22 protein-coding genes and 1 pseudogene are annotated in these 22,798 nt (G+C 75.1%); 12 read left to right on the forward strand and 11 right to left on the reverse strand.

The annotated features are described in order from the left end of the window. The first annotated feature begins 49 nt into the window (after window positions 1-49). From SM577_RS00080 to mug, 6 genes are all read left to right on the forward strand, one after another. Window positions 50-622 (forward strand): TetR/AcrR family transcriptional regulator, encoded by a 573-nt coding sequence (locus tag SM577_RS00080; protein ID WP_302920396.1) that lies wholly within the window; start codon window positions 50-52, stop codon window positions 620-622. Between the two features lie 149 nt (window positions 623-771). Continuing rightward, window positions 772-1,677, forward strand: coding sequence for a TIGR04222 domain-containing membrane protein (locus SM577_RS00085; RefSeq protein ID WP_302920397.1), 906 nt, complete (start codon window positions 772-774; stop codon window positions 1,675-1,677). Continuing rightward, on the forward strand, window positions 1,674-2,492 hold the full coding sequence (locus SM577_RS00090; protein WP_474586015.1) for an MbnB/TglH/ChrH family RiPP precursor modification enzyme: 819 nt from the start codon (window positions 1,674-1,676) through the stop codon (window positions 2,490-2,492). The genes SM577_RS00085 and SM577_RS00090 overlap by 4 nt, the downstream gene beginning before the upstream one ends. A 182-nt stretch (window positions 2,493-2,674) precedes the next feature. Further along, window positions 2,675-3,109: an SCO6045 C-terminal-like domain-containing protein gene (locus SM577_RS00095; protein WP_474586213.1), complete on the forward strand. Its 435-nt coding sequence runs from the start codon at window positions 2,675-2,677 to the stop codon at window positions 3,107-3,109. 86 nt (window positions 3,110-3,195) lie between these two features. Next, window positions 3,196-3,957 carry an SDR family oxidoreductase gene (locus SM577_RS00100; RefSeq protein WP_474586016.1) on the forward strand — a complete coding sequence of 254 codons (762 nt, stop codon included), beginning with the start codon at window positions 3,196-3,198 and terminating at the stop codon, window positions 3,955-3,957. Continuing rightward, entirely contained in the window at window positions 3,954-4,631 is a 678-nt protein-coding gene (gene mug / locus SM577_RS00105; protein ID WP_474586017.1) for a G/U mismatch-specific DNA glycosylase, read from the forward strand. Before SM577_RS00100 ends, mug begins: the two co-directional genes overlap by 4 nt. Window positions 4,632-4,635: 4 nt before the next feature. Here the strand turns inward: mug and SM577_RS00110 are convergent, their stop codons facing one another. From SM577_RS00110 to SM577_RS00120, 3 genes are all read right to left on the reverse strand, one after another. Further along, on the reverse strand, window positions 4,636-6,612 hold the full coding sequence (locus tag SM577_RS00110; RefSeq protein WP_302920442.1) for an ABC transporter ATP-binding protein: 1,977 nt from the start codon (window positions 6,610-6,612) through the stop codon (window positions 4,636-4,638). Window positions 6,613-6,725: 113 nt separating this feature from the next. Further along, window positions 6,726-7,493, reverse strand: coding sequence for an enoyl-CoA hydratase/isomerase family protein (locus SM577_RS00115; protein WP_302920400.1), 768 nt, complete (start codon window positions 7,491-7,493; stop codon window positions 6,726-6,728). A 43-nt stretch (window positions 7,494-7,536) separates the two neighbouring features. Then, window positions 7,537-7,764 (reverse strand): helix-turn-helix domain-containing protein, encoded by a 228-nt coding sequence (locus tag SM577_RS00120; protein ID WP_007462679.1) that lies wholly within the window; start codon window positions 7,762-7,764, stop codon window positions 7,537-7,539. A gap of 291 nt (window positions 7,765-8,055) precedes the next feature. On the opposite strand from SM577_RS00120, the pseudogene SM577_RS00125 reads away from it, so the two are divergent. Continuing rightward, window positions 8,056-8,574: pseudogene (locus tag SM577_RS00125) on the forward strand (cadmium resistance transporter); the annotation flags it as partial. 180 nt (window positions 8,575-8,754) lie between these two features. Continuing rightward, window positions 8,755-9,483, forward strand: coding sequence for a VOC family protein (locus tag SM577_RS00130; RefSeq protein ID WP_302920402.1), 729 nt, complete (start codon window positions 8,755-8,757; stop codon window positions 9,481-9,483). A 178-nt stretch (window positions 9,484-9,661) separates the two neighbouring features. On the opposite strand, the gene SM577_RS00135 is transcribed toward SM577_RS00130, so the two are convergent. Further along, window positions 9,662-10,864 carry an MFS transporter gene (locus SM577_RS00135; protein WP_302920403.1) on the reverse strand — a complete coding sequence of 401 codons (1,203 nt, stop codon included), beginning with the start codon at window positions 10,862-10,864 and terminating at the stop codon, window positions 9,662-9,664. 29 nt (window positions 10,865-10,893) lie between these two features. Next, a complete protein-coding gene (locus tag SM577_RS00140) occupies window positions 10,894-11,610 on the reverse strand; it encodes an SDR family NAD(P)-dependent oxidoreductase (RefSeq protein ID WP_302920404.1) in 717 nt (238 codons plus the stop codon). 57 nt (window positions 11,611-11,667) lie between these two features. On the opposite strand from SM577_RS00140, the gene SM577_RS00145 reads away from it, so the two are divergent. Beyond that, window positions 11,668-12,186 (forward strand): MarR family winged helix-turn-helix transcriptional regulator, encoded by a 519-nt coding sequence (locus SM577_RS00145; protein ID WP_302920405.1) that lies wholly within the window; start codon window positions 11,668-11,670, stop codon window positions 12,184-12,186. A gap of 142 nt (window positions 12,187-12,328) precedes the next feature. Here the strand turns inward: SM577_RS00145 and SM577_RS00150 are convergent, their stop codons facing one another. After that, complete coding sequence (locus SM577_RS00150) at window positions 12,329-13,933, reverse strand: ABC-F family ATP-binding cassette domain-containing protein (RefSeq protein ID WP_302920406.1); 1,605 nt, start codon at window positions 13,931-13,933, stop codon at window positions 12,329-12,331. Between the two features lie 246 nt (window positions 13,934-14,179). Between SM577_RS00150 and ypfJ the strand changes: the two genes are divergently transcribed. After that, a complete protein-coding gene (gene ypfJ, locus SM577_RS00155) occupies window positions 14,180-15,097 on the forward strand; it encodes a KPN_02809 family neutral zinc metallopeptidase (protein WP_302920443.1) in 918 nt (305 codons plus the stop codon). A 95-nt stretch (window positions 15,098-15,192) separates the two neighbouring features. Here the strand turns inward: ypfJ and SM577_RS00160 are convergent, their stop codons facing one another. Then, the gene (locus tag SM577_RS00160) at window positions 15,193-16,536 is read right to left on the reverse strand and encodes a carbohydrate-binding protein (RefSeq protein ID WP_474586018.1); all 1,344 of its coding nucleotides are present in this window, start codon (window positions 16,534-16,536) and stop codon (window positions 15,193-15,195) included. Between the two features lie 210 nt (window positions 16,537-16,746). Between SM577_RS00160 and SM577_RS00165 the strand changes: the two genes are divergently transcribed. Next, window positions 16,747-17,730, forward strand: a complete 984-nt coding sequence (locus SM577_RS00165; RefSeq protein WP_302920408.1) for a helix-turn-helix domain-containing protein — start codon at window positions 16,747-16,749, stop codon at window positions 17,728-17,730. A 159-nt stretch (window positions 17,731-17,889) separates the two neighbouring features. Then, entirely contained in the window at window positions 17,890-18,675 is a 786-nt protein-coding gene (locus SM577_RS00170) for a dioxygenase family protein (RefSeq protein ID WP_474586019.1), read from the forward strand. A 119-nt stretch (window positions 18,676-18,794) separates the two neighbouring features. Here SM577_RS00170 and SM577_RS00175 read toward each other — a convergent pair whose 3' ends face one another. From SM577_RS00175 to SM577_RS00190, 4 genes are all read right to left on the reverse strand, one after another. Further along, window positions 18,795-20,120 (reverse strand): helix-turn-helix domain-containing protein, encoded by a 1,326-nt coding sequence (locus SM577_RS00175; RefSeq protein WP_474586020.1) that lies wholly within the window; start codon window positions 20,118-20,120, stop codon window positions 18,795-18,797. After that, a complete protein-coding gene (locus SM577_RS00180) occupies window positions 20,117-21,466 on the reverse strand; it encodes a helix-turn-helix domain-containing protein (protein ID WP_474586021.1) in 1,350 nt (449 codons plus the stop codon). Before SM577_RS00180 ends, SM577_RS00175 begins: the two co-directional genes overlap by 4 nt. 86 nt (window positions 21,467-21,552) lie before the next feature. Beyond that, window positions 21,553-22,206: an acVLRF1 family peptidyl-tRNA hydrolase gene (locus SM577_RS00185; protein WP_474582405.1), complete on the reverse strand. Its 654-nt coding sequence runs from the start codon at window positions 22,204-22,206 to the stop codon at window positions 21,553-21,555. A 33-nt stretch (window positions 22,207-22,239) separates the two neighbouring features. Next, window positions 22,240-22,797, reverse strand: coding sequence for a TetR/AcrR family transcriptional regulator (locus SM577_RS00190; RefSeq protein ID WP_474586022.1), 558 nt, complete (start codon window positions 22,795-22,797; stop codon window positions 22,240-22,242). Window position 22,798 lies beyond the last annotated feature (1 nt).

Consider the following 22,798-nt stretch of genomic DNA (forward strand, 5'->3'; position numbering starts at 1 on the left):
GCCGTACGTACGGTTTGCAGTACGCGGGGTGACCTGACACGATCGACCCGTGCCCAGAGTAAGTCAGGACCAGCTCGACGCGCGCCGGCAGGAGATCCTTGCCGCCGCGCGGGCGTGTTTCGCCCGGCACGGCTACGAGGGCGCCACCGTGCGCCGGCTGGAGGAGGCCACCCGGCTGTCCCGGGGCGCGATCTTCCACCACTTCCGCGACAAGGACTCGCTCTTCCTCGCCGTCGCCGAGGACGACGCCGCGGTGATGGTCGAGACGGTGGCCCGCAACGGTCTGGTCCAGGTGATGCGCGACCTGCTGGCCGGGGCGGTCTCCCCGGACACCACCGGCTGGCTCGGCAGCCAACTGGAGGTGTCCCGGCGGCTGCGCACCGACCCGGCGTTCGCCAAGCGGTGGGCGGAGCGGTCGGCCGCCATCGCCGAGGCGACCCGGGAGCGGCTGGCCCGCCAGCGGGAGGCCGGCGTGCTGCGCGAGGACGTCCCGATCGACGTGCTGGCCCAGTTCCTGGAACTCGCCTACGACGGGCTGGTGCTGCACCTGGCCATGGGCCGGCCGGCCGGCGACCTCGGCCGGGTGCTGGACCTGGTCGAGGAGGCGGTCCGCCGGCGCTGACGCCCGGCCTTTCAGCGCAGGGGCGTACCCCGCCGCAGCCGGCGCGGGCCGGAATCGCGCCACGCCGGGCGGGGTGGCACCGGGCGGTGCGGCGTGGCGGTCCTGCTCCACAATGGGGCCGCCGATCCCTCCGGCGACAGGAGCAGCCGATGTCCGTCCTTGCCGCACCGGGCGACACCTGGGGCATCCCCGGTCCGACCTTCCTGCGCTTCTACCTCGCCGCGGCCGTCCTGGTGGCGGTCCTCGGCGCGATCCACCGGGCCCGGGTGCTCGCCGGCTCCCGGCAACCCGGCTACGACCAGCTCAGCCCGGAGCAGGCCGCCTACCTCAACGGCGGCGCGGCGCTGGCCGTGCACGCCACGCTGGGCGCCCTGCGCGGCACCGGTTCCGTCGGCGTCGGCCGGGACCGCCGCCTGGTCACCACCGGGCCGATGCCCGCGGGTGCCACGCCGCTGGCCCAGGCCGTCCACAACGCGGCCGGCCGCCGGACCAGGGTCGCGGACCTGCGCCGGGACCAGTGGGTGGCCTCGGCCCTCACCCAGCTCGGCGGCGACCTCGAACAGCGCGGGCTCGCCCTCTCGCCGGCCGGCCGGGAATCCGCCCGGCGCGGGGCGATGGGTCTGCTGATCCTGCTGGCCGTCGGGGTGTTCCGGCTCTTCGCCGGGCTCTCCGGCGACAAGCCGGTCGGCTACCTGCTGCTCAGCCTGGCGGGGATCTTCGTGGCCTTCCTGATCCTGGTCCGGGCGCCGTACCGGACCCGGGCCGGCCGGGCCGCGCTGCGCACCCTGCGCCAGCGGCACGTCCACCTCGCCCCGGCCTCCTCCCCCGCGTACGCCACCTACGGCGCGGCCGGCGCCGCGATGGGCGTCGCGCTGTTCGGCACCGCCGCGCTCTGGGCGATGGATCCGGGCTTCGCCGAGCAGGCCGAGATCCAGCGGCAGGCGCTGGGCAACAGCGGCGGCACCGGCGGCTGCGGTGGCGGCAGCAGCTCCGGTTGCGGCGGCGGCAGCTCCTGCGGGGGCGGCGGCTGCGGAGGCGGGGGGTGCGGCGGATGACCGGCCCGACCGGGGTGGGCATCGGCTGGCGCCCCGAGATCGCCGGCTTCGTCGCCGAGCTGCCCGGCCTGCGCTTCGTGGAGGTGGTGGCGGAGTCCGTGCCGGCGGCCGGTCCGCTGCCGGTCGGCCTGGCGGCGCTGCGCGAGCGGGGCGTCACTGTCGTACCGCACGGGGTGCGGCTCTCCCTGGGCGGGGCGGAGCCGGTCGACCCGGCCCGGGTCGCCCAACTGGCCGCGGTGGCGCGGCTGGTGGACGCCCCGCTGGTCAGCGAGCACATCGCGTTCGTCCGGGCCGGCGGGCTGGAGGCCGGTCACCTGCTGCCGCTGCCGCGTACCCGGGAGGCGGTCGACGCGGTCTGCGCCAACGTCGACCGCGCCCAGGCCCAGCTGCCGGTGCCGCTCGCGCTGGAACCGATCGCGGCGCTGTTCGACTGGCCGGACGACGAACTGGACGAGGCCGCGTTCCTGACCGAGATCCTGGAGCGCACCGGCGCCCTGCTGCTGCTCGACGTCGCCAACGTGCACGCCAACGCGCGCAACCGCCGCACCGACCCGCTCGCGCTGCTGGACCGGCTGCCCCTGGACCGGGTCGCGTACGCGCACGTGGCCGGCGGCGCCGAGCACGGCGGCTTCTACCACGACACGCACACCGACCCGGTGCCGGCCGAGGTGCTCGACCTGCTCGGCGAACTCTGCGCGCGACACCGGCCGCCGGCCCTGCTGCTGGAGCGCGACGGGCACTACCCGCCCGCCGCGACGCTCCGCGCCGAACTGGACGCCCTCGCCGCGGCCTCGGGATTCCCGGTGGTCACGTGAGCGCCGACCCGCTCCCCGCCGACCCAGCCACCCGGCCGGCACCCGGCCCGAGCGACGACCGCCCCGTGCCGCCGACCGCCGACGTGACCCATGCCCCGGCGGACGACGGCCCGACCGCGCGGCCGGCAGACGACTTCGCGGCCCGTCCCGCCGACGCCCCGGGCACCCGGCCGGCGAAGGATCTGGCGGCTCGGCAGGCGGAGCTGGTGGCGGCGCTGGTGGCCGGCGCCCCGACACCGTCGGGCTTCGACCCGGCGCCCCTGGCCGCGGCCCGGGCGGCGCTGCTGCGCAAGCGCGCCGGCGACGTGGCCCGGCACTGGCCGCTGCTCGCCGCCGGCTTCGGCGCCGACTGGCCGGCGACCTTCGCCGGCTGGGCGGGCGGCCGGCCCACCGCCGGGTCGCTGCGCGACGGCTGGGACCTGGCCCGCGCGCTGCGGGAGCGGGGCGCCCTGCCGCCGCTCGGCGCCGAGGAACTGGCGGTGCGCGAGGCGACCGACCGCTACGACGGGCACCGGCCGCCACGGCCGCGCCGGATGCCGGCGCTCGGGCGCGCCGGCGGCGCCGTCGCTGTGCAGCTCGCCGGTCGGGTACGCCTGCTGCGCCCGGCCCGCCGCTGACCGCCCGAGGGTGGCCGGTCGCCGCGGTGGCCACGGCGGCCGACCCGCGGGGTGGCGGCGGCCGCCGGATGCGGCAGGATCGAGCCATGGATCTCGGACTGACCGATCGGGTGTACGTGCTCACCGGCGCGTCCCGGGGCCTCGGTTACGCCACCGCTGAGTGCCTCGTCGCCGACGGCGCCCGGGTGGTGCTCTCCGCCCGGGACGCCGACGGGGTCGCCGCCGCCGCCGAGCGGCTCGGCGGGCCCCGGCGGGCCGTCGGGCTGCCCGTCGACCTGACCGACCCGACGGCGCCGGAACGCCTGGTGGCCACGGCCCGGGAGCACTTCGGCCGGCTGGACGGTGCGCTGGTCTCGGTCGGCGGCCCGCCGGGCGGCAGCGCCGCCTCGGTCAGCGACGAACAGTGGCGGCGATCCTTCGAGACGGTCTTCCTCGGCACGGTCCGGATGGTGCGGACGGTGGCCGCCGAACTGCTCGACGGCGGCGCGATCGGCCTGGTGCTCTCCACCTCGGCCCGTGGCCCGCTGCCCGGGCTGGGCATCTCCAACGGGCTGCGCCCCGGCCTGGCCGGGGCGGCGAAGGACATCGCCGACGAGTACGGCCCCCGCGGCGTGCGGGTGGTCGGCCTGCTGCCGGGGCGGATCATGACCGACCGGAACCGGGAGCTGTTCGCCGCGACCGGCGACGCCGACCGGGCACGCGTCGAGGCCGAGGCGGGGATCCCGTTGCGCCGCATCGGCGAGCCGGCGGAGTTCGGCCGGGTCGCGGCGTTCGTGCTCTCCCCCGCGGCGAGCTACCTGACCGGGGTCACCGTCCCGGTCGACGGTGGCGCGCTGCGCGGCCTGTGACGACCGGCCCCGGCCGGGGCCGCGGTGACCGGGCACGCCCCGAGCCGGCCGCGCCACCGACCCCCGGCCCCGCGACCCGACCCGCGACCGGTACGCCGACCGGCGAGACCCGGCCGGGCGGTCCCGGGCAGCGGCGGCCCACCCGGGAGGAGTTGGCGGCCGCGGCGGTCCGGACCCTGCCGGACGTCATCGCGCCCGGGCTCGACGTGCTCTTCGTCGGCATCAACCCCGGCCTGTGGTCGGCGGCCACCGGCTGGCACTTCGCCCGGCCCGGCAACCGGTTCTGGCCGGCCCTGCACCGCGGCGGGTTCACGCCCCGGCAGCTGCACCCGAGCGAGCAGGACGAGCTGCCCGGCTACGGGCTGGGCATCACCAACATGGTCGCCCGGGCCAGCGCCCGGGCCGACGAGCTGACCGCCGCCGAACTCGTCGAGGGGGCGGAGATCCTCGCCGGCAAGGTGGGGCGGTACCGGCCGCGCTGGGTGGCCGTGGTCGGGGTGACCGCGTACCGGATCGGGTTCGCCCGGCCGAAGGCCGGCTTCGGCCCGCAGCCGGAGCCGCTGGCCGGCGCCCGGCTCTGGGTGCTGCCCAACCCGAGCGGGTTGAACGCGCACTTCACCCCGGCGACGCTGGGCGCCGCCTTCGCCGAGCTGCGGGCCGCCGCGACCGGCTGACCGGTCAGTTCGCCGCGGCGGGTGGCAGCGCGTCGTCGGGCACGTAGGAGCGCATCGGCAGGGTCACCGGCTCCGGACCGGTCGCGTCCGCGTACGGGGTGGGCGAGTCGGCCACCGCGAACTGGGTGCGGTAGAGCTCGGCGTACAGGCCGCCGACGGCCACCAGCTCGTCGTGCCGGCCGCGCTCCACGATCCGCCCGTCGTCCAGGACCAGGATCTGGTCGGCGTCGCGGACGGTGGAGAGCCGGTGCGCGATGACCAGCGCGGTACGCCCGGTCAGCGCCACCGACAGCGCCCGCTGCACCGCCGCCTCGCTCTCCGAGTCCAGGTGCGCGGTCGCCTCGTCGAGGATCACGATCGAGGGTGCCTTGAGCAGCAGCCGGGCGATGGCGATGCGCTGCTTCTCGCCGCCGGAGAAGCGGTAGCCCCGCTCACCCACGGTGGTCTGCAGGCCGTCGGGCAGCGACCGGACCAGGTCGGCGACCTGGGCGCCGGCCAGCGCCGCCCAGAGCTCGTCGTCGGTGGCGTCCGGCTTGGCGTAGCGGAGGTTGTCGGCGATCGTCTCGTGGAACAGGTGGGAATCCTGGGTGACCACGCCGATCTCGTCGCGCAGCGAGTCGAGGGTCGCGTCGCGGACGTCGACCCCGCCGACCAGCACCTGCCCGTCGGTGACGTCGTAGATCCGGCTGATCAGCATGGACAGCGTCGACTTGCCCGCGCCGGAGGGGCCGACCAGCGCCACCATCTGCCCCGGCTCGACGGCGAACGAGACGCCCTTGAGCACCGGCTCGTTGACCGTACGGTCCAGCGTGGCGACCTCCTCCAGGGAGGCGAGCGAGATCTCGGCGGCGCTCGGGTAGCGGAACCGCACCTCGCGGAACTCCACCCGGCCGTTGCCACGCGGCACCGGGACGGCGTCGGGCTTCTCCTTGATCGCCGGCTCGAGGTCGAGCACCTCGAAGACCCGGTCGAAGGAGACCAGCGCGCTCATCACGTCGACCCGGACGTTGGACAGCGCGGTCAGCGGGCCGTAGAGGCGGGTGAGCAGCAGGGCGAGGGTCACCACGGTGCCGGCGCTGACCGACCCGGTGACCGCCAGCCAGCCGCCGAGGCCGTAGGTGAGCGCCTGGGCGAGCGAGGCCACCAGCAGCATCGCCACGAAGAACGTCCGGGAGTACATCGCCGACTGGATGCCGATGTCGCGTACCCGCTCGGCCCGGCCGGCGAACCGGCGGGCCTCCACGTCGGGCCGGCCGAAGAGCTTGACCAGCAGCGCGCCCGCGACGTTGAACCGCTCGGTCATCGTCGCGTTCATCTTGGCGTCGAGGTTGTACGACTCGCGGGTGATCTCGGCCAGCCGCTTGCCGACCCGCCGCGCCGGGATGATGAAGACCGGCAGCAGCACCAGCGACAGCGCGGTGATCTGCCAGGAGAGGGTGAACATCACCGCGGCGGTGAGCACCAGCTGGATGACGTTGCTGACCACGCCGGAGAGCGTCGAGGTGAACGCGCGCTGGGCGCCGAGCACGTCGTTGTTGAGCCGGCTGACCAGGGCGCCGGTCTGGGTACGGGTGAAGAACTGCAACGGCATCCGCTGCACGTGGTCGTAGACCCGGGTGCGCAGGTCGAGGATGATCCCCTCGCCGATCCGGGCCGAGTACCAGCGTTGGGCCAGCGAGAGCAGCGCGTCGGCGACCGCGAGCCCGGCGATGACCAGGGCGAGCCGGACGACCAGGGAGCCGGCCTCCGCGCCGCCCCGGCTGATCGCGTCGATCACGTCACCGGCGAGCACCGGGGTGGCGACCCCGATCACCGCGGCGAGCACCACGGTGATCAGGAAGACCACGATGTCCCGCCGGTAGGGGCGGGCGAAGGCCACGATCCGGTGGGCCACGCCGCGCTGGAGCCGGTGGGTGGAGATCTCGTCCCGGCTGCGCATCGACCGGAGCATGCTCCAGCCGCCCATGCCGCCGCCGGACATCGGGTTGGACACGCTCACCTCCGGGTCGTCGGGCTGACCACCACCGTCAGGTCAATTCTCCCGACGACTCTGACAACCTCGGCCGTAACCCGGATCTTCCCGAACGGTCCTTACTATTCTCCTCGGCCGGCCAGATCACGCAGCCGGCGGGTCTGCGCCTCGCGTTCGGCCCGCTGCTGCTCGGCCGGGGACCGGCCGCCCGCGCCGGCCAGCAGCGCCTTGATCTCCACCACCGCGTCCCGGTTGTTGGCCAGCAGCCCGGCGGTGAGGTCGCGCACCGCGCCGTCGAGTTCCGCGTTGGGCACGACGAGGGTGGCCAGCCCGATCCGGTCCGCCTCGGCGGCGTCCAGCCGCCGGCCGGTCGCGCAGATCTCCAGCGCGCGGGAGTAGCCGACCAGGTCGACGAGCCGCTTGGTGCCGGCGAGGTCGGGCACCAGCCCGAGGGTCACCTCGGCCATCGAGAACCTCGCATCGGCGGCGAGGACCCGCAGGTCACAGGCGAGGGCGAGCTGGAAGCCGGCGCCGATGGCGTGGCCCTGCACGGCCGCCACGGAGATCACGTCGGGGCGGTGCAGCCAGGTGAAGGCACCCTGGAACTCGGCGATGCGGTCGGCGCACTCCTGCTCGGGCAGGGTGGCCAGCTCAGCGAACGAGCCCGGCCCGGAGGCACCGGCCACCGACAGGTCGAGGCCGGCGGAGAACGCCCGTCCCTCGCCACGGACGACCACCACGCGGACGTCGCCGGGCAGGTCTCGGGCGAAGTCGCTCATCGCCCGCCACATCGCCGGGGTCTGGGCGTTGAGCACGTCGGGTCGGCACAACGTGACAGTCGCGACGGGCCCGTCGCAGTCCAGCCGTACCCCGGTCGCCTCGGCGGTCACCGGGCGGCCCGGGGCGCGGCGCTGGACGACGCTGCTGGGCGGATCACGCCTTCTTGCGGCGCCGGGCGCCGCCACGCTGCCGCAGCTGCACCCCGGACTCGGTGAGCACCCGGTGGATGAACCCGTAGGAACGGCCGGTCGAGGCCGCGAGCGCGCGGATGCTCTCCCCCGAGGTGTACCGCTTTACCAGGTCCTTGGCGAGCGTCTGACGCTCGGCTCCGACGATCCGGCGACCCTTCTCAGTGCTGGTGGCTGTGCCCGTGGCTGCCATGCTGTGTCCTCACGTCCCAGACTGTGCGGTTCGGATACGGTCCCACCTATTAGACCGCCTCGAACGATCATGCGCCAGATATCAACTCTTCGCCAATCGACACGCTATGCGATGTCACCTTCCCGATAGGGTGACGCCGACGAGGGCCGTCCGGCCATTCGACATCGGCGGATCGGGCGGCCGTGGCGGGGACGCCGGACCCGAGGGCGCCGGGTCGGGCCGTACCCTGCCGGGGTGATCGACCTCTTCGGCACCGCGGCCGGCGCGGCCGTGGTGTTCGCCGCCACCGACGTGGACGACATCGTCATCCTGACCCTGTTCTTCGTGGCCGCCCGCACCACCGGCCGGCCCCGGCCGTGGCAGATCGTCGCCGGGCAGTACCTCGGCATCGGCGCGCTCGCGGTGGCCAGCGCGGTGGTCGCGGCCGGGCTGCTGGTGGTGCCCGATCCGTGGACCGGGCTGCTCGGGCTGCTCCCGATCGCGCTCGGCGTACGGGCCCTGCTCGACCGGGACGACGACGAGGCCCCCGCGGTGGTCGGCTCCGCCCTCGGCGTGGCCGGGGTGACGATCGCCAACGGCGCCGACAACGTCGCTGTCTACGTGCCGGTGTTCCGCGCCCTCGGCCCCGCCGACAGCGCGGTGTTCCTGCTGGTCTTCGTGCTGCTGATCGCGCTGTGGTGCGCGGCCGGCGCCTGGCTCGGCAACCACCCCCGGGTGACCCGCCTGGTCGAACGCGCCGGCCACTGGCTGGTCCCGGCCATCTTCATCGCCATCGGCGTGGTCATCCTGACCACCTCCGGCATCCTCCCCCACCTGCTCACCCTCCCCCTGCTGACCCCCACCCGGCCCACCCCCAGCGCAGACCGGGCCGCCGACGGCGCGGTCGATCATGAAGTTGTCGTCGCAACACGCCGGCGCGACCGGCGACAACTTCATGATCAAGGGCGGGGGGTGGGGAGCAGGCGATGGGGAGCACTTAGCATCGGCGGCATGGCGACGCGGCTGGTGCAGATCAACATGAAGGCTCGGGACGACTCCGCGCTGGGCGCTTTCTGGGCGGAGGCGCTCGGCTGGGGAGTCTCCAGCGAGGGACCCGGGGTGACCAACCTCGAACCCGAGGGCTTCGTCTACCCCGACCCGGCCGCCGTCTGCATCGACCTCGTCGCCTACCCCGACCCCAAGACGGTCAAGAACCGCGTGCACGTCGACCTCGCCACCACCTCGGCGGCCCACCATGCCGAGTTGGTCGCCCGCCTGACGGAACTCGGCGCGAAGCCCGCCGACATCGGCCAGGGGGACGTTCCCTGGACGGTCATGGCCGACCCGGAGGGCAACGAGTTCTGCGTGCTGGACTGGCACGACCCGATCCGGGACACCGGACCGATCGCGTCGGTGGTGGTCGACTGCGCGGATCCGCGAGCCATGGCCCGCTTCTGGGGTGAGGCCACGGACTGGACCGTGCACCGGGTGACCGACCAGAACGCGGTGCTGCGCTCCGCCAAGGGCGTCGGCCCGTACCTGCGGTTCGTCCGCACGCCTGACGTGAAGACCGGGTGGAACCGGGTGCATCTCGACGTCCGCCCCTACCCGGGTGACGACCTGGCGGCCGAGGCGGCCAGACTGCTGTCGCTCGGCGCCACCGACATCGACCTGGACGTACCGTGGCGGGTCCTCGCCGACCCGGAGGGCAACGAGTTCTGCCTCCTCACCCCGGCCTGACCGGAACCCTCGTCAGCCGCGCAACGGCCACCGGCCGGCTCCGCACCGCGCCGCTAAGGCGTGTTTCGTAACGCGGTCAGAGCCATTCGGTGATGATGGTGATGGTCCTGACCCGCTCTGACCGGACGGACCGGCGCTGACGGGCCCTGACCGGGCTGATCGGCGGGCCCGGCGGCGGCTACGCCCGCACGCGGGCGCTGGCCCGGATCCGCCAACCGACGAGGCTCGTCAGCGTGAGGGCCGCCGAGGTCGCGGCGAAGAGACCCGTCGACTGCTGGTAGCCGAACCGGTTCCCCACCGCGCCCATGAGCGCGGTGCCGAGCGGGATGGTGGAGAAGGCGACGAGCCGCTTCAGGCTGAGGATGCGCGCACGGGCCTCGGCCGGGGCGGCGTGCAGCCAGACCTGACCGCCGGCCGCGACGAGCACCGAGAACAGCCCACCCACGCAGAACAGGGCGACGACGATGGCCCACGTCGACGCCAGTGCCGCGGCGACGGCGAGCCCCGCACAGATCGACAGGTGGGCGAGGGTCGCCTGCAGCAGCGCTCGGTGCCCGTCGGGCTCGACCGAGCGGGCGCCGATGAGGACGCTGCCGAGGATCATCCCCACGGCGTACGCGGCGAGGGCTCGGCTCGACCAGACGGCCGTCGCCGGTCCGGGGCCCAGCAGGTCGCCGTACCAGGCCGGGAGCATCGCCAGCACCGGCGACACGGCCAGGTTGCTCCATGCTCCGAAGGCGAGCAGGTAACGCAGGTCCGGGCGGGCGGTGACGTACCGCCACACCCGCCTGGTCGACATCTGCGGTCCGGTCGCCCGTGCCGGCCGGGCAGTGCCCGTCCGGCGTCGGAGGCCGAGGGCCGAACTGGTCAGGAGGGTGGCGCCGAGCGCCAGTGCGAGCAGGAGCAGCGCCGCGGGTGCCACCGAGCGGGCGTGCCCGAGGCCGATCAGCCCTCCCGCGAAGACGGGCGAGACGATTCGCTCCAGTTGACCGTGCACCTGACCGAGGAGGGAGAGCCTCCGACGTGGCCAGTGGCCGGGGGCGACATCGACCGTCGTGGTTTCGATCGCCGCGAGGTAGACGATCTCCGCGACGGCCACGGCCAGGTGAAGAAGGACCACACCGACCAGCGCTGCCGGGGACACGCCGCCGGCCAGCGCGACGACGTAGCCCGCAGCGGCGGCGAGGAGCACCACCAGCAGGATCGACAGGCTACGTCGGCGGGGCGTGCGGTCGACCCACCCGCTCGCCAGTGCGTTGGTGACCAGCGCGACGACACCCGTGCCCCCGAGGACCCAGCCGAGGACGAGGCCGTTGGCGTGGGTCGCCAGCCACCAACTGCTGAGGAACAACAGGGCTCCGGTGCCCACGGACGCGATCACGCTTGGCACCCACGAGCGCAGGAAGTCCGTCATCGGGTGGTGACGGCGCCGCCGTTGAGGTGGATCGTCTGGCCGGTGACGTGGCGGGCCTGCGGCGAGAGGAGGAACAGGACGCAGGCGACCGCGTCGGAGAGCGCCCCGACGCGACCCGTCATCGTCTGCCCGCGAAGCTGCTCCTCCCGTTCCCTGGTCATGCCGCCACGGAAGAACTCGGTGCCCGCGACGTACCCCGGAGCCAGGCAGTTGACCGTGATCCCCCGGGCGCCGAGGCGGGCGGCCAGGCCCACGGCGTAGGAGGCGACGGCCGCCTTGGCGGGCCCGTAGAACCCGACCCCACGCTCGGCCGCGATCGACCCGAACAGCACCACGGAGGCCCCGTCGGCCAGGCGGGACTCCAACGCCGCGACGGTCAGCGCGACCGAGCGGACGTTGCTGGCCATGGTCTCGTCGAGCAGGGCGGCGACGTCGGCGAGGCTCTCGGGCTCAGGGCGGCCGATGGCCGGGTTGCCGCCCGCGCACAGGACGAGCCCGTCGACCGGCTCCGTGACCGACTCGGCGAGCCGGCGCGCGTCGGCCGGGTCGGAGTTGTCGCACGCCAGGAACTCGATCCCGCCGCCGGTCTCCCGGGAGAGCGCCTCCAGCGGGCCCGCCCGCCGCCCGGTGACCAGCACCCTGTCTCCCCGCTCGTGCAGCGCCGACGCGACTGCGCGACCGATGCCGGTTCCTCCGCCGGTGACCACGAACATGGCGTCCTCCGTTAAGGTCTAAACGTTCTTGTTAAGAGCTTAACGTACACTGGTCCGGTGAACACAGGCACCGACAGGGCCGGCGGGATCGAGGCGGCCTGGCGACGGGAACGACCCGACCTCGACCCCTCGTCCATCGCGGTCGTGACGCGCATCTGGCAGCTGGCCAAGGTGTTCGCCGACGAGCGGCGCCGCCTGCTCGCCACGCTGGACATCGACCCGGCCCTGCTGGACCTGCTGGGCACGCTCCGCCGGTCGGGCCACCCCTACACCCTGTCCACCCGCGAGCTCGCCGAGCAGACCCTCGTGACGCCGGCGGCGATCTCCCAGCGCCTGACCAGAGCGGAGCGACAGGAGTGGGTCACGAGGACGCCCGGCTCGGGCCGCCGGGTGTTGGTGCGGCTGACCGACGCCGGCCGAGACCTCATCGACCACGTCGCGGGGCAGATCTTCGACCGGGAGCGAGAGCTGCTGTCGGCCCTCACGGGCACCGAGCAACGCCAGCTCGCGACGCAACTGGAGCGTCTCATCCACGCGATCGCCGAACCGGGGCCCATTCCGACAGTAGGCGCCTAGTACTCCACCGTCACTTGGCCTGTTTGCGCTGGTAGTGGGATCGGCGGGCGCGGGCTCGGGAGGTTCGTCTCCAGATCGACGACCCGTGCGGGGTGTGCCCTGGTGGGAGCGTCACCGGCGCGGGACAGGGATGACCTGGGGATCAGGCGAGTTCGACGAGTTCCAGCAGGTCGTCGCTCCAGGCGTCCTCGTCGCCGTCGGGCAGCAGGATGGCCCGGTCGGGCTTGAGCGCCATGACCGCGCCGGGGTCGTGGGTGACCAGCACGATCGCGCCCGGGTAGCGGGCTATGGCGTCGAGCACCTGCTCCCGGCTGACCGGGTCGAGGTTGTTCGTCGGCTCGTCCAGCAGCAGCACGTTCGCGCCCGAGCAGACCAGCGTGGCCAGGGCCAGCCGGGTCTTCTCGCCGCCGGAGAGCACCCCGGCGGGCTTGTCCACGTCCTCGCCGGAGAAGAGGAACGCGCCGAGGATCTTGCGCAGGTCGGTGTCGGTCTGCTCGGCCGCGGCGCTGCGCATGTGCTCCAGCACCGTACGGTCCACGTCCAGCGTCTCGTGTTCCTGGGCGTAGTAGCCCAGCCGCAGCCCGTGCCCCGGGTTGACCTGGCCGGTGTCCGGCTCCAACAGGCCGCCGAGGATGCGCAGCAGGGTGGTCTTGCCGGCGCCGTTGAGCCCGAGGATGGCCACCCGGGAGCCCCGGTCCACCGCCACGTTCACGTCGGTGAAGATCTCCAGCGACCCGTACGACTTCGACAGGCCGGTCGCGGTGAGCGGGGTCTTGCCGCACGGTGCCGGGCTGGGGAAGCGCACCTTGGCCACCTTGTCGGCGACGCGTACCTCCTCCAGGCCGGCGATGAGCCGCTCGGCCCGCCGGGCCATGTTCTGCGCGGCGACGGTCTTGGTGGCCTTGGCCCGCATCTTGTCGGCCTGCGCCATCAGCGCGCCGGCCTTCTTCTCGGCGTTGGCCCGCTCCCGGCGCCGGCGGCGCTCGTCGGTCTCCCGCTGCGCCAGGTACGCCTTCCAGCCCAGGTTGTAGACGTCCACCACGGAGCGGGTGGCGTCCAGGAACCAGACCTTGTTCACCACCGCCTCGAGCAGCGAGGCGTCGTGGCTGATCACGATCAGGCCGCCCTTGTGGTTGGCGAGGAAGCCGCGCAGCCAGGTGATCGAGTCGGCGTCGAGGTGGTTGGTCGGCTCGTCCAGCAGCAGGATGCCGCCGCCGTTCTCGCCGGCGTCGCGGAACAGGATCCGGGCCAGCTCGATGCGGCGGCGCTGGCCGCCGGAGAGGGTGCCGATGGTCTGGGCGAGCGCCCGGTCGGGCAGGCCCAGGTTGGCGCAGATCCGGGCGGCCTCCGCCTCGGCCGCGTACCCGCCGAGCGAGGCGAACTGGTCCTCCAGCACGCCGTAGCGGCGGACCAGCTTCTCGTCCGCGTCGTCGGCGAGCTTGGCCTCGATCTCCTTCATCTGGGCCATCAGCACGTCCAGGCCACGGGCGGAGAGGACCCGGTCCCGGCCGGTGACGTCCAGGTCGCCGGTGCGCGGGTCCTGCGGCAGGTAGCCGATGGCGCTGCGCCGGTCGATCTGCCCGGCGTACGGCTGCCCCTCGCCGGCGAGCACCTTCAGCGTGGTGGTCTTGCCGGCGCCGTTGCGGCCGACCAGGCCGATCCGGTCGCCCGGTTGCACCCGCAGCGTGGTGTCGGACAGCAGGATCCGGGCGCCGGCACGCAGTTCCAGGCCGGTGGCAGTGATCATGTCGGAGAACTCGCTCTCGGGGTCTGGAAGGGCTGACTCAGGGCACGCGAGAGCGCCGGCGGGCCGGAGGGACCGTCGGCGCGGGGCGGTTCAGCCTTCGCAGAGCAGCACGCGGCAAGTGTACCGGGGGACGCCCGGCGCCTCCGCCGGATTACCGACCAAGATCATCGGGTACCCGAATCGGCGTCCGGACCCGGTCCGGTACCGCAACCACCACGACGGATCAAATCGGTGATCGGGGTAGACATGGAGCTGAACGAGAACGCGCGGATCGACACCAGCCAGGTGGACGACCGGCGAGGGTCCGGCGGAGGCGGCGGCCTGGGCGGCATTCCGATCCCGATCGGTGGCGGCCGCGGCGGCCTCGTCGGCATCATCGTCGCCGTGCTGGTCGCCCTGGTCGGCGGCGGCTTCGGGCTGAACGCGGCGACCAACGGCGGCGGCGGCGAGCAGGGCGACAACACCTCGCTGGAGCAGAAGTGCTCCGCCGACGACGCGCTCCAGCAGCTCGACTGCCGCAACACCCTCTACGTGAACTCGATCCAGGCGTACTGGCGGACGGCGCTGCCGGAGGCGTTCGGCGAGCAGTACCGCCCGTCCCGCACCGTGTTCTTCAGCCAGGGCGTGAACACCGCCTGCGGCCAGGCCGACTCCGGCGTCGGCCCGTTCTACTGCCCCGCCGACGACCTGGTCTACATCGACCTGACCTTCTACCGGGTGCTCGCCGAGCAGCTCGGCGCCTCCGGCGAGTTCGCCCAGCCGTACGTGCTGGCCCACGAGTACGGCCACCACGTGCAGGACCTGCTCGGCACCGAGGCGCAGATGCGCCGCCAGCAGCAGCGCGACCCGGACAACGCGAACGCGCTGTCGGTGAAGCTGGAACTCCAGGCCGACTGCTACGCCGGCGCGTGGGCGAAGAACGCCACCGGCACCGCGGACGAGAGCGGCCAGAAGATCTTCACCAGCATCACCGAGCAGGACATCGCGCAGGCCATCGACGCGGCGGAGAAGATCGGCGACGACGCCATCTCCGAGCGGGCGAACCGGCCGGTGAACCCCGAGGAGTTCACCCACGGCTCCTCGGCCCAGCGCAAGGAGTGGTTCACCCGGGGCTACTCCACCGGCGACCCGAAGTCCTGCGACACCTTCGGCGGCGCGCTCTGACGGCGGGTGGGGCGGGATGACCGCCCCGGGGACGGACGCGTGCGGGCCCGGTCGCCACGACGACCGGGCCCGCGGCGTCCGGCAGCGGCGGGGTGTCAGATCCGCTGCCAGAGTGCCGGCACGTTGGGCGGCTCCCAACCCGGCTGGGCGGTGTGCCCCTGGAGGCAGCGGTAGGACACGCCCGCGTAGCTCACCGTCGCGCCGGTGGCGTACGTGGTGCCGACCTGCCAGGTGGTGCCGTCCGGCGGGGTGCCGGTCGCGGTGGGCGTCGGGCTCGGCCCGGGGCCGCCGCCGCTGGTGACCAGCGTCAGCCCGTACGCCGCCAGGATCGGGTTGACCGGCTGGAAGTACATCGTCCCGCCGGTGCTGCAGTTGCCGGAGCCGCCCGAGGTGACCCCCTGGGCCTGGTTGCCGGAGATCCACGAACCGCCGGAGTCACCCGGCTCGGCGCAGGCGTTGCTCCGGGTCAGGCCGGTCACCGTGCCCTCCGGGTAGGTCACCGAGGCGTTCTTCTGCTGGATGGTGCCGCAGCGCCACCCGGTGGTGGAGCCGGAGCGGCAGACCGCCGCGCCCACCGCGGCCTCGACGCTGCCGGCCACCGCCACCGTTCCGCCGCGGTAGTCGTTCACCAGCCCGCGCGGGGTGTTCCCGGCGTCCACCTGCACCCAGGCGTAGTCCCGGCCGGGGAACGTCGAGCCGCGCACCGTGCCGGCGGGCTGCGAGGTGCGGGCCCCGACCCGGCCACAGTGGCCGGCGGTGACGAAGCCACCGTTCACCGAGAAGCCGATCGAGCACCGGCTGCTGCCGGTGTAGTAGGCGTTGCCGCCGATCACCTCGACGTACGGCCGTGGATCCTCCGTGCTGGCCCGGACGCGCAGCACGTCGGCCGGCACCCCGGCGGCGGCGGCGAAGGACCGGGCCGCGGCCGCGCCGCCGTCCCGGGCGAGGACCACGACGGCGTTGCCGGGAAGGTCGGCGTACCAGCCAACGACCGTGGCGGGGGCGGCGGCGGCCCGTCCGTTGAGCCGGTCGACCGCCCGGTCCAGGGCCTGCTCGGGGTGGGTCACCGGCACCGGGACAGCGCCGAGGTTGCGCACCGTGGCGGCGTCGGCGGTGGTGGTGACGCCAACCGACACGGCGTCACCCCGCTCCCCCACCCAGGTGCCGCCGTAGCGGGCGCCGAGGGTGCTGCGCAGCACCTGCTGCACCCGGCTGGCCCGGTCGTCGACGTCGAGCCGGGCCTTGGCCTGGGCCGGAGTCAGCCGCAGGTCCCGTTGCAGGGCGGCGAACACCTCGGGGGCGACGCCGTCGGGGGCGGCGACGGGGGCGGCGGGCGCGGCGGTGGGGTCGGCGCTGGCGTGGGCGGTCAGCGCCACGGTCAGCACCAGCGCGGCGGCACCGAGGGTAGTCGCCGCCACGGTGGTAGTTCGTCGGAGCATGGGGTCTCCTCGCGGGGTCGAGACGATGTGGAGGGTCGAAGCGACCGGCTACGAGCAGGCACGACGTGCCGTCCGGCAGGCTCACCACCGGTGCGCTACAGGAGAGAAAACAGTTGTTGTTAACCCTGTTGCCATCACCGTAGGTTAGACATCCGACGCCGTCAATAAAGACTCTTACCAATTTGCTCACGCCAGTTCAGGGGGCTGCCCGTGTCGCCGTCGCGCTCGCCCGACCCGGCCGCCGGCCGGATCCCGTCCGTCCGATCACGACCGGGCGCCGCCGGTCCGCCACCGGCGCTGCCCCGGCACCACCTGGCCGTACCCGACCAGGACGACCTGCCCTTCGCCGTCGGCACCTTCGACGAGCTCGGTCCGCTGTCCCGCGCCGACTTCCCGCACCGGCACACCTTCTACGAGCTGGTGTACGTGACCCACGGCCGGGCGGCGCACCTGATCGACCTCGACACCCATCCCGTCCGGCCGCCGCACCTGTTCGTCGTCACGCCCGGCCAGGTGCACCAGTGGCGGGACCAGCGCGAGCTGCGCGGCCACGTGCTGCTCTGCACCGCCGAGTTCCTGCTCACCGCCCCGGCGGACCGCGACGCGCTGCACCGCTCGGGCCACCGCTCCTGGCGCCCCCGGGACGCCGCGCAGGCGCGGCGGATCGCCACGCTGCTGCGCTGGGCGACCGCCGAGTACCACCGCCCCGGACCGGGCCGCGCGGGCCCACTCCGGGCCTATCTGCACCTCCTGCTCACCGAGGCGCTGCGGTCCCGCCCCACGGCACCGGCCTCGCACCCGCCCCCGGAGCCGCCGGCCGCCCGAGACCGGCGGGCCGCCGCCATCGCCCGCCACTTCGAGGAACTGCTCGCCGATCCGGACCTGGTCGGCCAGCCGCCCCACGCGTACGCGCGCCGGATCGGCGTGTCGGTGCGCCACCTCAACGACGCGGTGCCGCTCGCCACCGGGACCACTCCCGCCCGGCTGATCCGCCGCGCCCGGGTGCTGGAGGCGAAACGCCTGCTGGCCGGGACGGACCTCACCGTGGCCGCGATCGCCGGCCGGCTCGGCTTCGCCGATCCCGCCTACTTCTGCCGGTTCTTCCGCCGCGAGGTCGGCGACTCCCCCGGCGCGTTCCGGCGGCACGGCGGAAAACACCACGACCCCGTCCGGCCACACATCGACGGATCCTGACGCCGGTCAATAGCGTCGGGTGGCCGGCCCGGCCCCGGGCGGTCCGGGCCGCCACCGGCCATCCGGGGCCGGGAAACCCGTCGGAGACGAGGAGGAACGCTCATGAACGGCGCACCCAGAGACGCAGCGGAGCCGGCCGACCCCCGCCACGGTGGTGGCGTGTCCCGCAAGAGCGTGCTGAAGGCCGCGGCGCTGGCCCTGCCCGTCCCGCTCCTCGCCGCCGGGGCCGCTTCGGGCGCCGGCACCGAGGCGACCACCCTGACGTCCCCGCCCCCGCTCACCCCGTACTGCGACGACGGCGACGACCCGACGCCGGAACAGATGGAGGGGCCGTACTTCAAGCCGAACTCACCCCGGCGCACCTCACTGATCGAGCCCGGCGTGGTCGGCACCCGGCTCACCGTCATCGGCCACGTCTTCGGGCTGGACTGCCGGCCGGTCCCCGGCGTGCTGCTGGACTTCTGGCAGGCGGACGCCAACGGCGCCTACGACAACACCGGCTACCGGCTGCGCGGGCACCAGTTCACCGACGCCTCGGGCGGGTACCGGCTGAGCACCATCGTGCCGGGCCTCTACCCCGGGCGCACCCGGCACATCCACGTCAAGGCGCAGGCGCCCAACCGGCCGGTGCTCACCACCCAGCTCTACTTCCCGGGCGAGCCCCGCAACAACACCGACCCGATCTTCGACGCCGCCCTGCTGATGACGGTCCGGACGGTGGCCGGCGGCCGGGAGGGCAGCTTCGACTTCGTGCTCAACGTGACCTCCGCGCCCACGCCCACCCCGACCGGCACCGCGCCCGGCGGAACCTGGGCGCCCGGCACCGCCTACCCGGCCGGGGCCCGGGTGACCTACGGCGGTCTCGGCTACCGCTGCCTCCAGGCCCACACCGCGCAGGTCGGCTGGGAGCCGCCGCGGGCGCCGGCGCTCTGGGCCGCGGACTGACCCGGGGGAGGGACCGGCCGCCCGCCCCCGGGTCGCGGGCGGGCGGCCGGTCACCGGGGTTCGCACCCGCGGCGCGGGTGCGAACCCCGGTCGGTCCCGCCGGGCAGGCGCCGGCCGGGTCAGGCGGTGGCGCGGGACCCGGTCACCCGCTCGCCGAGCTGCTCCACCTGGTGCAACCCGTCGCGGAGCAGGTCGAGCGCGTCACCCGGCCGGCCCCACCGCTCCAGCCGGTCGGCGAGCAGCAGGACCACCGCCGCCAGTTCCCGGCGCCATCCGGCCGCCCGGAAACCCGCGGCCGCAGCGCGCAGGTGCCGCTCGGCGGCCGCCTGGTCCCCGGCGTCGGCCCGCAGCAGACCGCGTACCCGGTCGGCCCGGGCCGCCACCGCCACGTCGCCGCCCGGATCGGCGGCGTCGCGGAGCAGCGCCTCGGCGTGCTCCGGCTGGCCGAGCGCGTGGTAGACCTCGGCGAGGTCCACACCGGCCTCCCGGGCCAGGGCCCGCTGCCCGGCGTCGGTCAGCGCGGTGTGCGCGGTGGCCAGGTCGGCGAGGGCGCCGGCCAGGTCGCCGGCGGCCCGGCGTCCGTGCCCGCGGGCCCGGCGGCAGCAGGCCAACTGCACCCGCATGGCGACCTGGCGGGCGGCCTGCCGGGCCTGTTCCACGGCGACGGCGGCCTCCGCGGTACCTCCCGCGGCGAGCAGCGATTCCGCCACTGTCAGGTGCAGCTCGGCCACCCGGGCCGGTGCGGGCAGCACGGCCAGCGCGAGGGCCTGCCCGGCGGCCTCGGCGGCCGCCTCCCCGTCGCCGAGCGCGACGTGGCAGAGCACCAGGTCCGCGCACAGGGTCAGCAGGGCAGACGGGTCCGGAAAGCCGTCCCGGGTCAACGCGTCCCGCGCCTCGGTGAGCAGGTAGCGGGCGTACCGGGGGTCACCGGTGTGGTACGCCACCGCGGCCCGGCCGGCGGCCACCTCGGCGCGGACCGGCGGCGGCGCCCCGGCCAGCAGCGCCTCCGCCCGGTCGAGCTGGGCCGAGGCGGTGTCCGGGTCGTCCCGGCGCAGCGCCACAGTGGCCAGTCCGAGCCGGGCCCGGGCGGCCACCACCGGCTCGTCCAGCTCCGCGGCGGCGGCGGCCACCCCGTGCAGCACGGTGGCCGTCTCGCCGGTGGCGCCGGCCAGGTCCGCCCGGACCAGCCGGACCCGCAGGCGGAGCACGTCGGCCGGCGAGCGGCCGGTGGCCAGGTCCGCCGGGGTGACGCCGAGCCGCTCGGCGAAGTGGGCGACCGCGTCGGCGGAGGGCACCCGCCGCCCACCCTCCACGGCGGAGACGTAGGCAGCGGTGTACCGGGGCTCGGCCAGGGCACGCTGGGTGAGCCCCCGGGCCGCGCGCAGCCGCTGGATCCGCGCGCCCAGCGCCGTCGCCCCCGGCGTACCGGGCTCCGGCCCGGTCACGACAGCCGCTCCGCCGCACGCAGCCCGCGCCGCAGCACCGCCGCGGCCGCGTCCCGCTCGGCCCCGGCCAGCAGCAGCTCGGCGAGGTGGCGGCAGGTGATCACCACGTCGCCCATCAGGCCGGCCCGCTCGTACCGGTCGACCGCCCGTAGCAGCAGCCGCCGCGCCTGGTCGGCGTCGCCCTGGGCGGCCCGCACCAGCCCGCGTACCCGGTCGGCCTCGGCCATCAGCTCCCGGTGGTCGCAGGCCGTCGCCGTCCGGGCGGCGTGCTCGGCCAGCTCGCCCGCCTCGTCCAGTACGCCCTCCCGGCGGCGCGCCTCGGCCAGCTCCAGGGTCGCCCCCGCCTCGTCGAGCACCGCGCCGACGGCGCCCAGGATCTCGCGGGCCCGGCGCAGCTCGGTGCCCGCCTCCCCCGGGCGGCCGGCCCGCAGCAGCACGTAGCCACGGGCCCACCGGCACAGCCCGATCTCCCGGGTCAATCCCAGCTCGGCGTAGCGGCGACCGGCCTCCCGCAGGTGGTGGTCCGCCTCGGCCAGCTCGCCGTCGCGGCGCAGCTGCCCGGCGATGGCGTGGAACTGCGCCACCCACTCCTGGTTGGCCACCCGATCCAGCAGCGGGGAGACGTCCCGCTCCAGCCGCCGGGCCCGGTCCCGCCAGCTCAGTTCGAGGAAGGTGTACATCAGTGCGTTGGTCAGCCGCAGCTCGGCGTCGGCGTCCACCGGCGGGGTCGCCCGGAGCGCCCGCAGGCCGCCCTCGAGGATCGCCACCGCCCGCGGCGCGTCCCCGGTGACCAGCAGGCAGTACGCCTGCCGGGCCAGCACCGCCGCGCGCAGCGCCGGGCACCCGTCGGGGACCGCACGGGCCAGCTCGTCGTAGCGGGCGGCGGCGTCCTCGGTCAGCCCGCGGTGCAGCTGCGCCTCCGCCAGGTGGTAGCCGGCCCAGCCGGCCAGTTCGGGGAGGCGGTAGTGGTCGGCGCGGCGGCGGATCCGGGTCAGCGCCCGCTCGGCGGCGGCCACCTGTCCGGCGGACAGGGCCCGCCGGGCGGCCGCGTGCTCGGCCGCGAGCTGATCGGCCACCCCGGGTGGCCGGCCGTACCGCAGGTCGTCCACCGGCACCCCGAGCCGCCGCGCGACGTACGCCAGCGCCTCCGGGCTGGGTGCGCGGGCGCCCGACTCCACCGCGCCGAGGAAGGCGCGGGTGTAGCGGGTGCCGACGACCTGTTGCTGGGTCAGGCCCAGGGCCACCCGCAGCCGCCGGATCCGCTGGCCCAGGCTCTCCACGACCAGGTCGTCGTCCGGGGCGTCGTCGCCGATCACGACGACGTCGGCCGCGGCCGTCTCCGCCATCCCGGCTCCTTCCCGACCGTCGCGCCCAGCCTAGTGCGCCCGCCGCGCGGTCGACCGCCCTCGGCGGCGCTGCCGAGGCCGGGGGGTCAGGTGGGCTCGGGGTCGCGGACCAGGATCCGCACCGCCCGGGCGGCGGCGATCGCGCCGACCAGCACGGCGTGCCGGGGTTCGGGCACGTCGAGCAGGCGCTCGGCGCGCAGCGCGGCCAGCGGGGCGAGCCGCCGGTCGGCCAGCACGGTGTCCACCGCCCGCCGGTCACCCCCGCAGACCAGCGCGCTCAGCGTCGACGCGGCCGGCAGCAGCAGCCGTACGGCCAGCTCGGCGGCGTCGGCCAGCGCCGCCTTCGCCTGGTTGTCGCGGCGCCGGGCGAAGCGCTGCTGGGACCAGCCCCCGGCGGCGGTGCGGCCCTGCACGTAGCGGGTGTCCACCTTGGAGACCTCCAGCTCCTCCCCCGCCGCGACGCCCACCGCCACCGCGCCCTTGCGGGCGAGCAGCAGGCCGATCCGGCGGGGCGCGGTCGCGGCGGCCACGAACCCGGCCAGGTCGGCGGTGGCCGGGGCGCCCGGTGGGGTGTGCAGCTCGGCGGTCGCGCCGTCCGGGGCGGCGAGTCGCAGGCCGTAGCCCTCGGCGGTGGTGACGGGCGGGCCGTGCCGGTCGGTGAAGCCGGTGACCCAGCGGCCCACCCGGCCGGGGTCCACCTCGACCCACCGACCGCCGCCTACCGCCGGCCTGCCGACCACGGCAACCTCCCGAATGACGTAACGCGAACCGGCTCAACCACGGAGCAACCGCCACGTCGCGAGTGCCGTGTCGGCCGCGCCGGCGGGGGCCCGCGCCGCCGTCCAGGTGGCGATGACGCCGGTGAGGGCGCCGGCGAGGTAGGCGGCGTGGACGTCCACCGGCACTTCGTCCACTCCCCGCGGCCGTGCCCGCGTCGCCAGGCTGCGCCGCAGTTCGGCGGCGAGCCGGTCGCGCAGGCCCGCCGCGAAGCGGGCGCTGCCGTGCGGGGACAGCATCCTGCGGTAGAGAACCGCGTTGGCGGCCACGATGTCGAAGAGGTCGCGCAGCGGCTGCGGCGGCTCGTCGCGCGGGGCGTCCAGCGGGCAGAGCGCCGCGGCGCGGGCCACCTGGGCGACGGCCTCCTCCATCGCGTCGGTGACGAGCGCGTCCAGGTCGGGGAAGTGCAGGTAGGTCGTCGCGCGGTTGACCCCGGCCCGCTTGGCCACCTCGGCGATCGTGATGTCGCCCAGCTCCCGCTCGGCCGCCAGTTCCAGGACGGCCGCGCGCAACCTGGCCCGGGTCCGCAGGACGCGGGGGTCGGAGGAGTTCACC

The organism is Micromonospora desertarenae, assembly GCF_056150265.1.

Coding starts and splice junctions, on each gene's coding strand:
- SM577_RS00085 (WP_302920397.1), top strand. CDS start 772: ATGTCCGTCCTTGCCGCACCGGGCGACACCTGGGGCATCCCCGGTCCG.
- SM577_RS00090 (WP_474586015.1), top strand. CDS start 1,674: ATGACCGGCCCGACCGGGGTGGGCATCGGCTGGCGCCCCGAGATCGCC.
- SM577_RS00100 (WP_474586016.1), top strand. CDS start 3,196: ATGGATCTCGGACTGACCGATCGGGTGTACGTGCTCACCGGCGCGTCC.
- SM577_RS00110 (WP_302920442.1), bottom strand. CDS start 6,612: ATGTCCGGCGGCGGCATGGGCGGCTGGAGCATGCTCCGGTCGATGCGC.
- SM577_RS00120 (WP_007462679.1), bottom strand. CDS start 7,764: ATGGCAGCCACGGGCACAGCCACCAGCACTGAGAAGGGTCGCCGGATC.
- SM577_RS00130 (WP_302920402.1), top strand. CDS start 8,755: ATGGCGACGCGGCTGGTGCAGATCAACATGAAGGCTCGGGACGACTCC.
- SM577_RS00140 (WP_302920404.1), bottom strand. CDS start 11,610: ATGTTCGTGGTCACCGGCGGAGGAACCGGCATCGGTCGCGCAGTCGCG.
- SM577_RS00150 (WP_302920406.1), bottom strand. CDS start 13,933: ATGATCACTGCCACCGGCCTGGAACTGCGTGCCGGCGCCCGGATCCTG.
- ypfJ (WP_302920443.1), top strand. CDS start 14,180: ATGGAGCTGAACGAGAACGCGCGGATCGACACCAGCCAGGTGGACGAC.
- SM577_RS00160 (WP_474586018.1), bottom strand. CDS start 16,536: ATGCTCCGACGAACTACCACCGTGGCGGCGACTACCCTCGGTGCCGCC.
- SM577_RS00180 (WP_474586021.1), bottom strand. CDS start 21,466: ATGGCGGAGACGGCCGCGGCCGACGTCGTCGTGATCGGCGACGACGCC.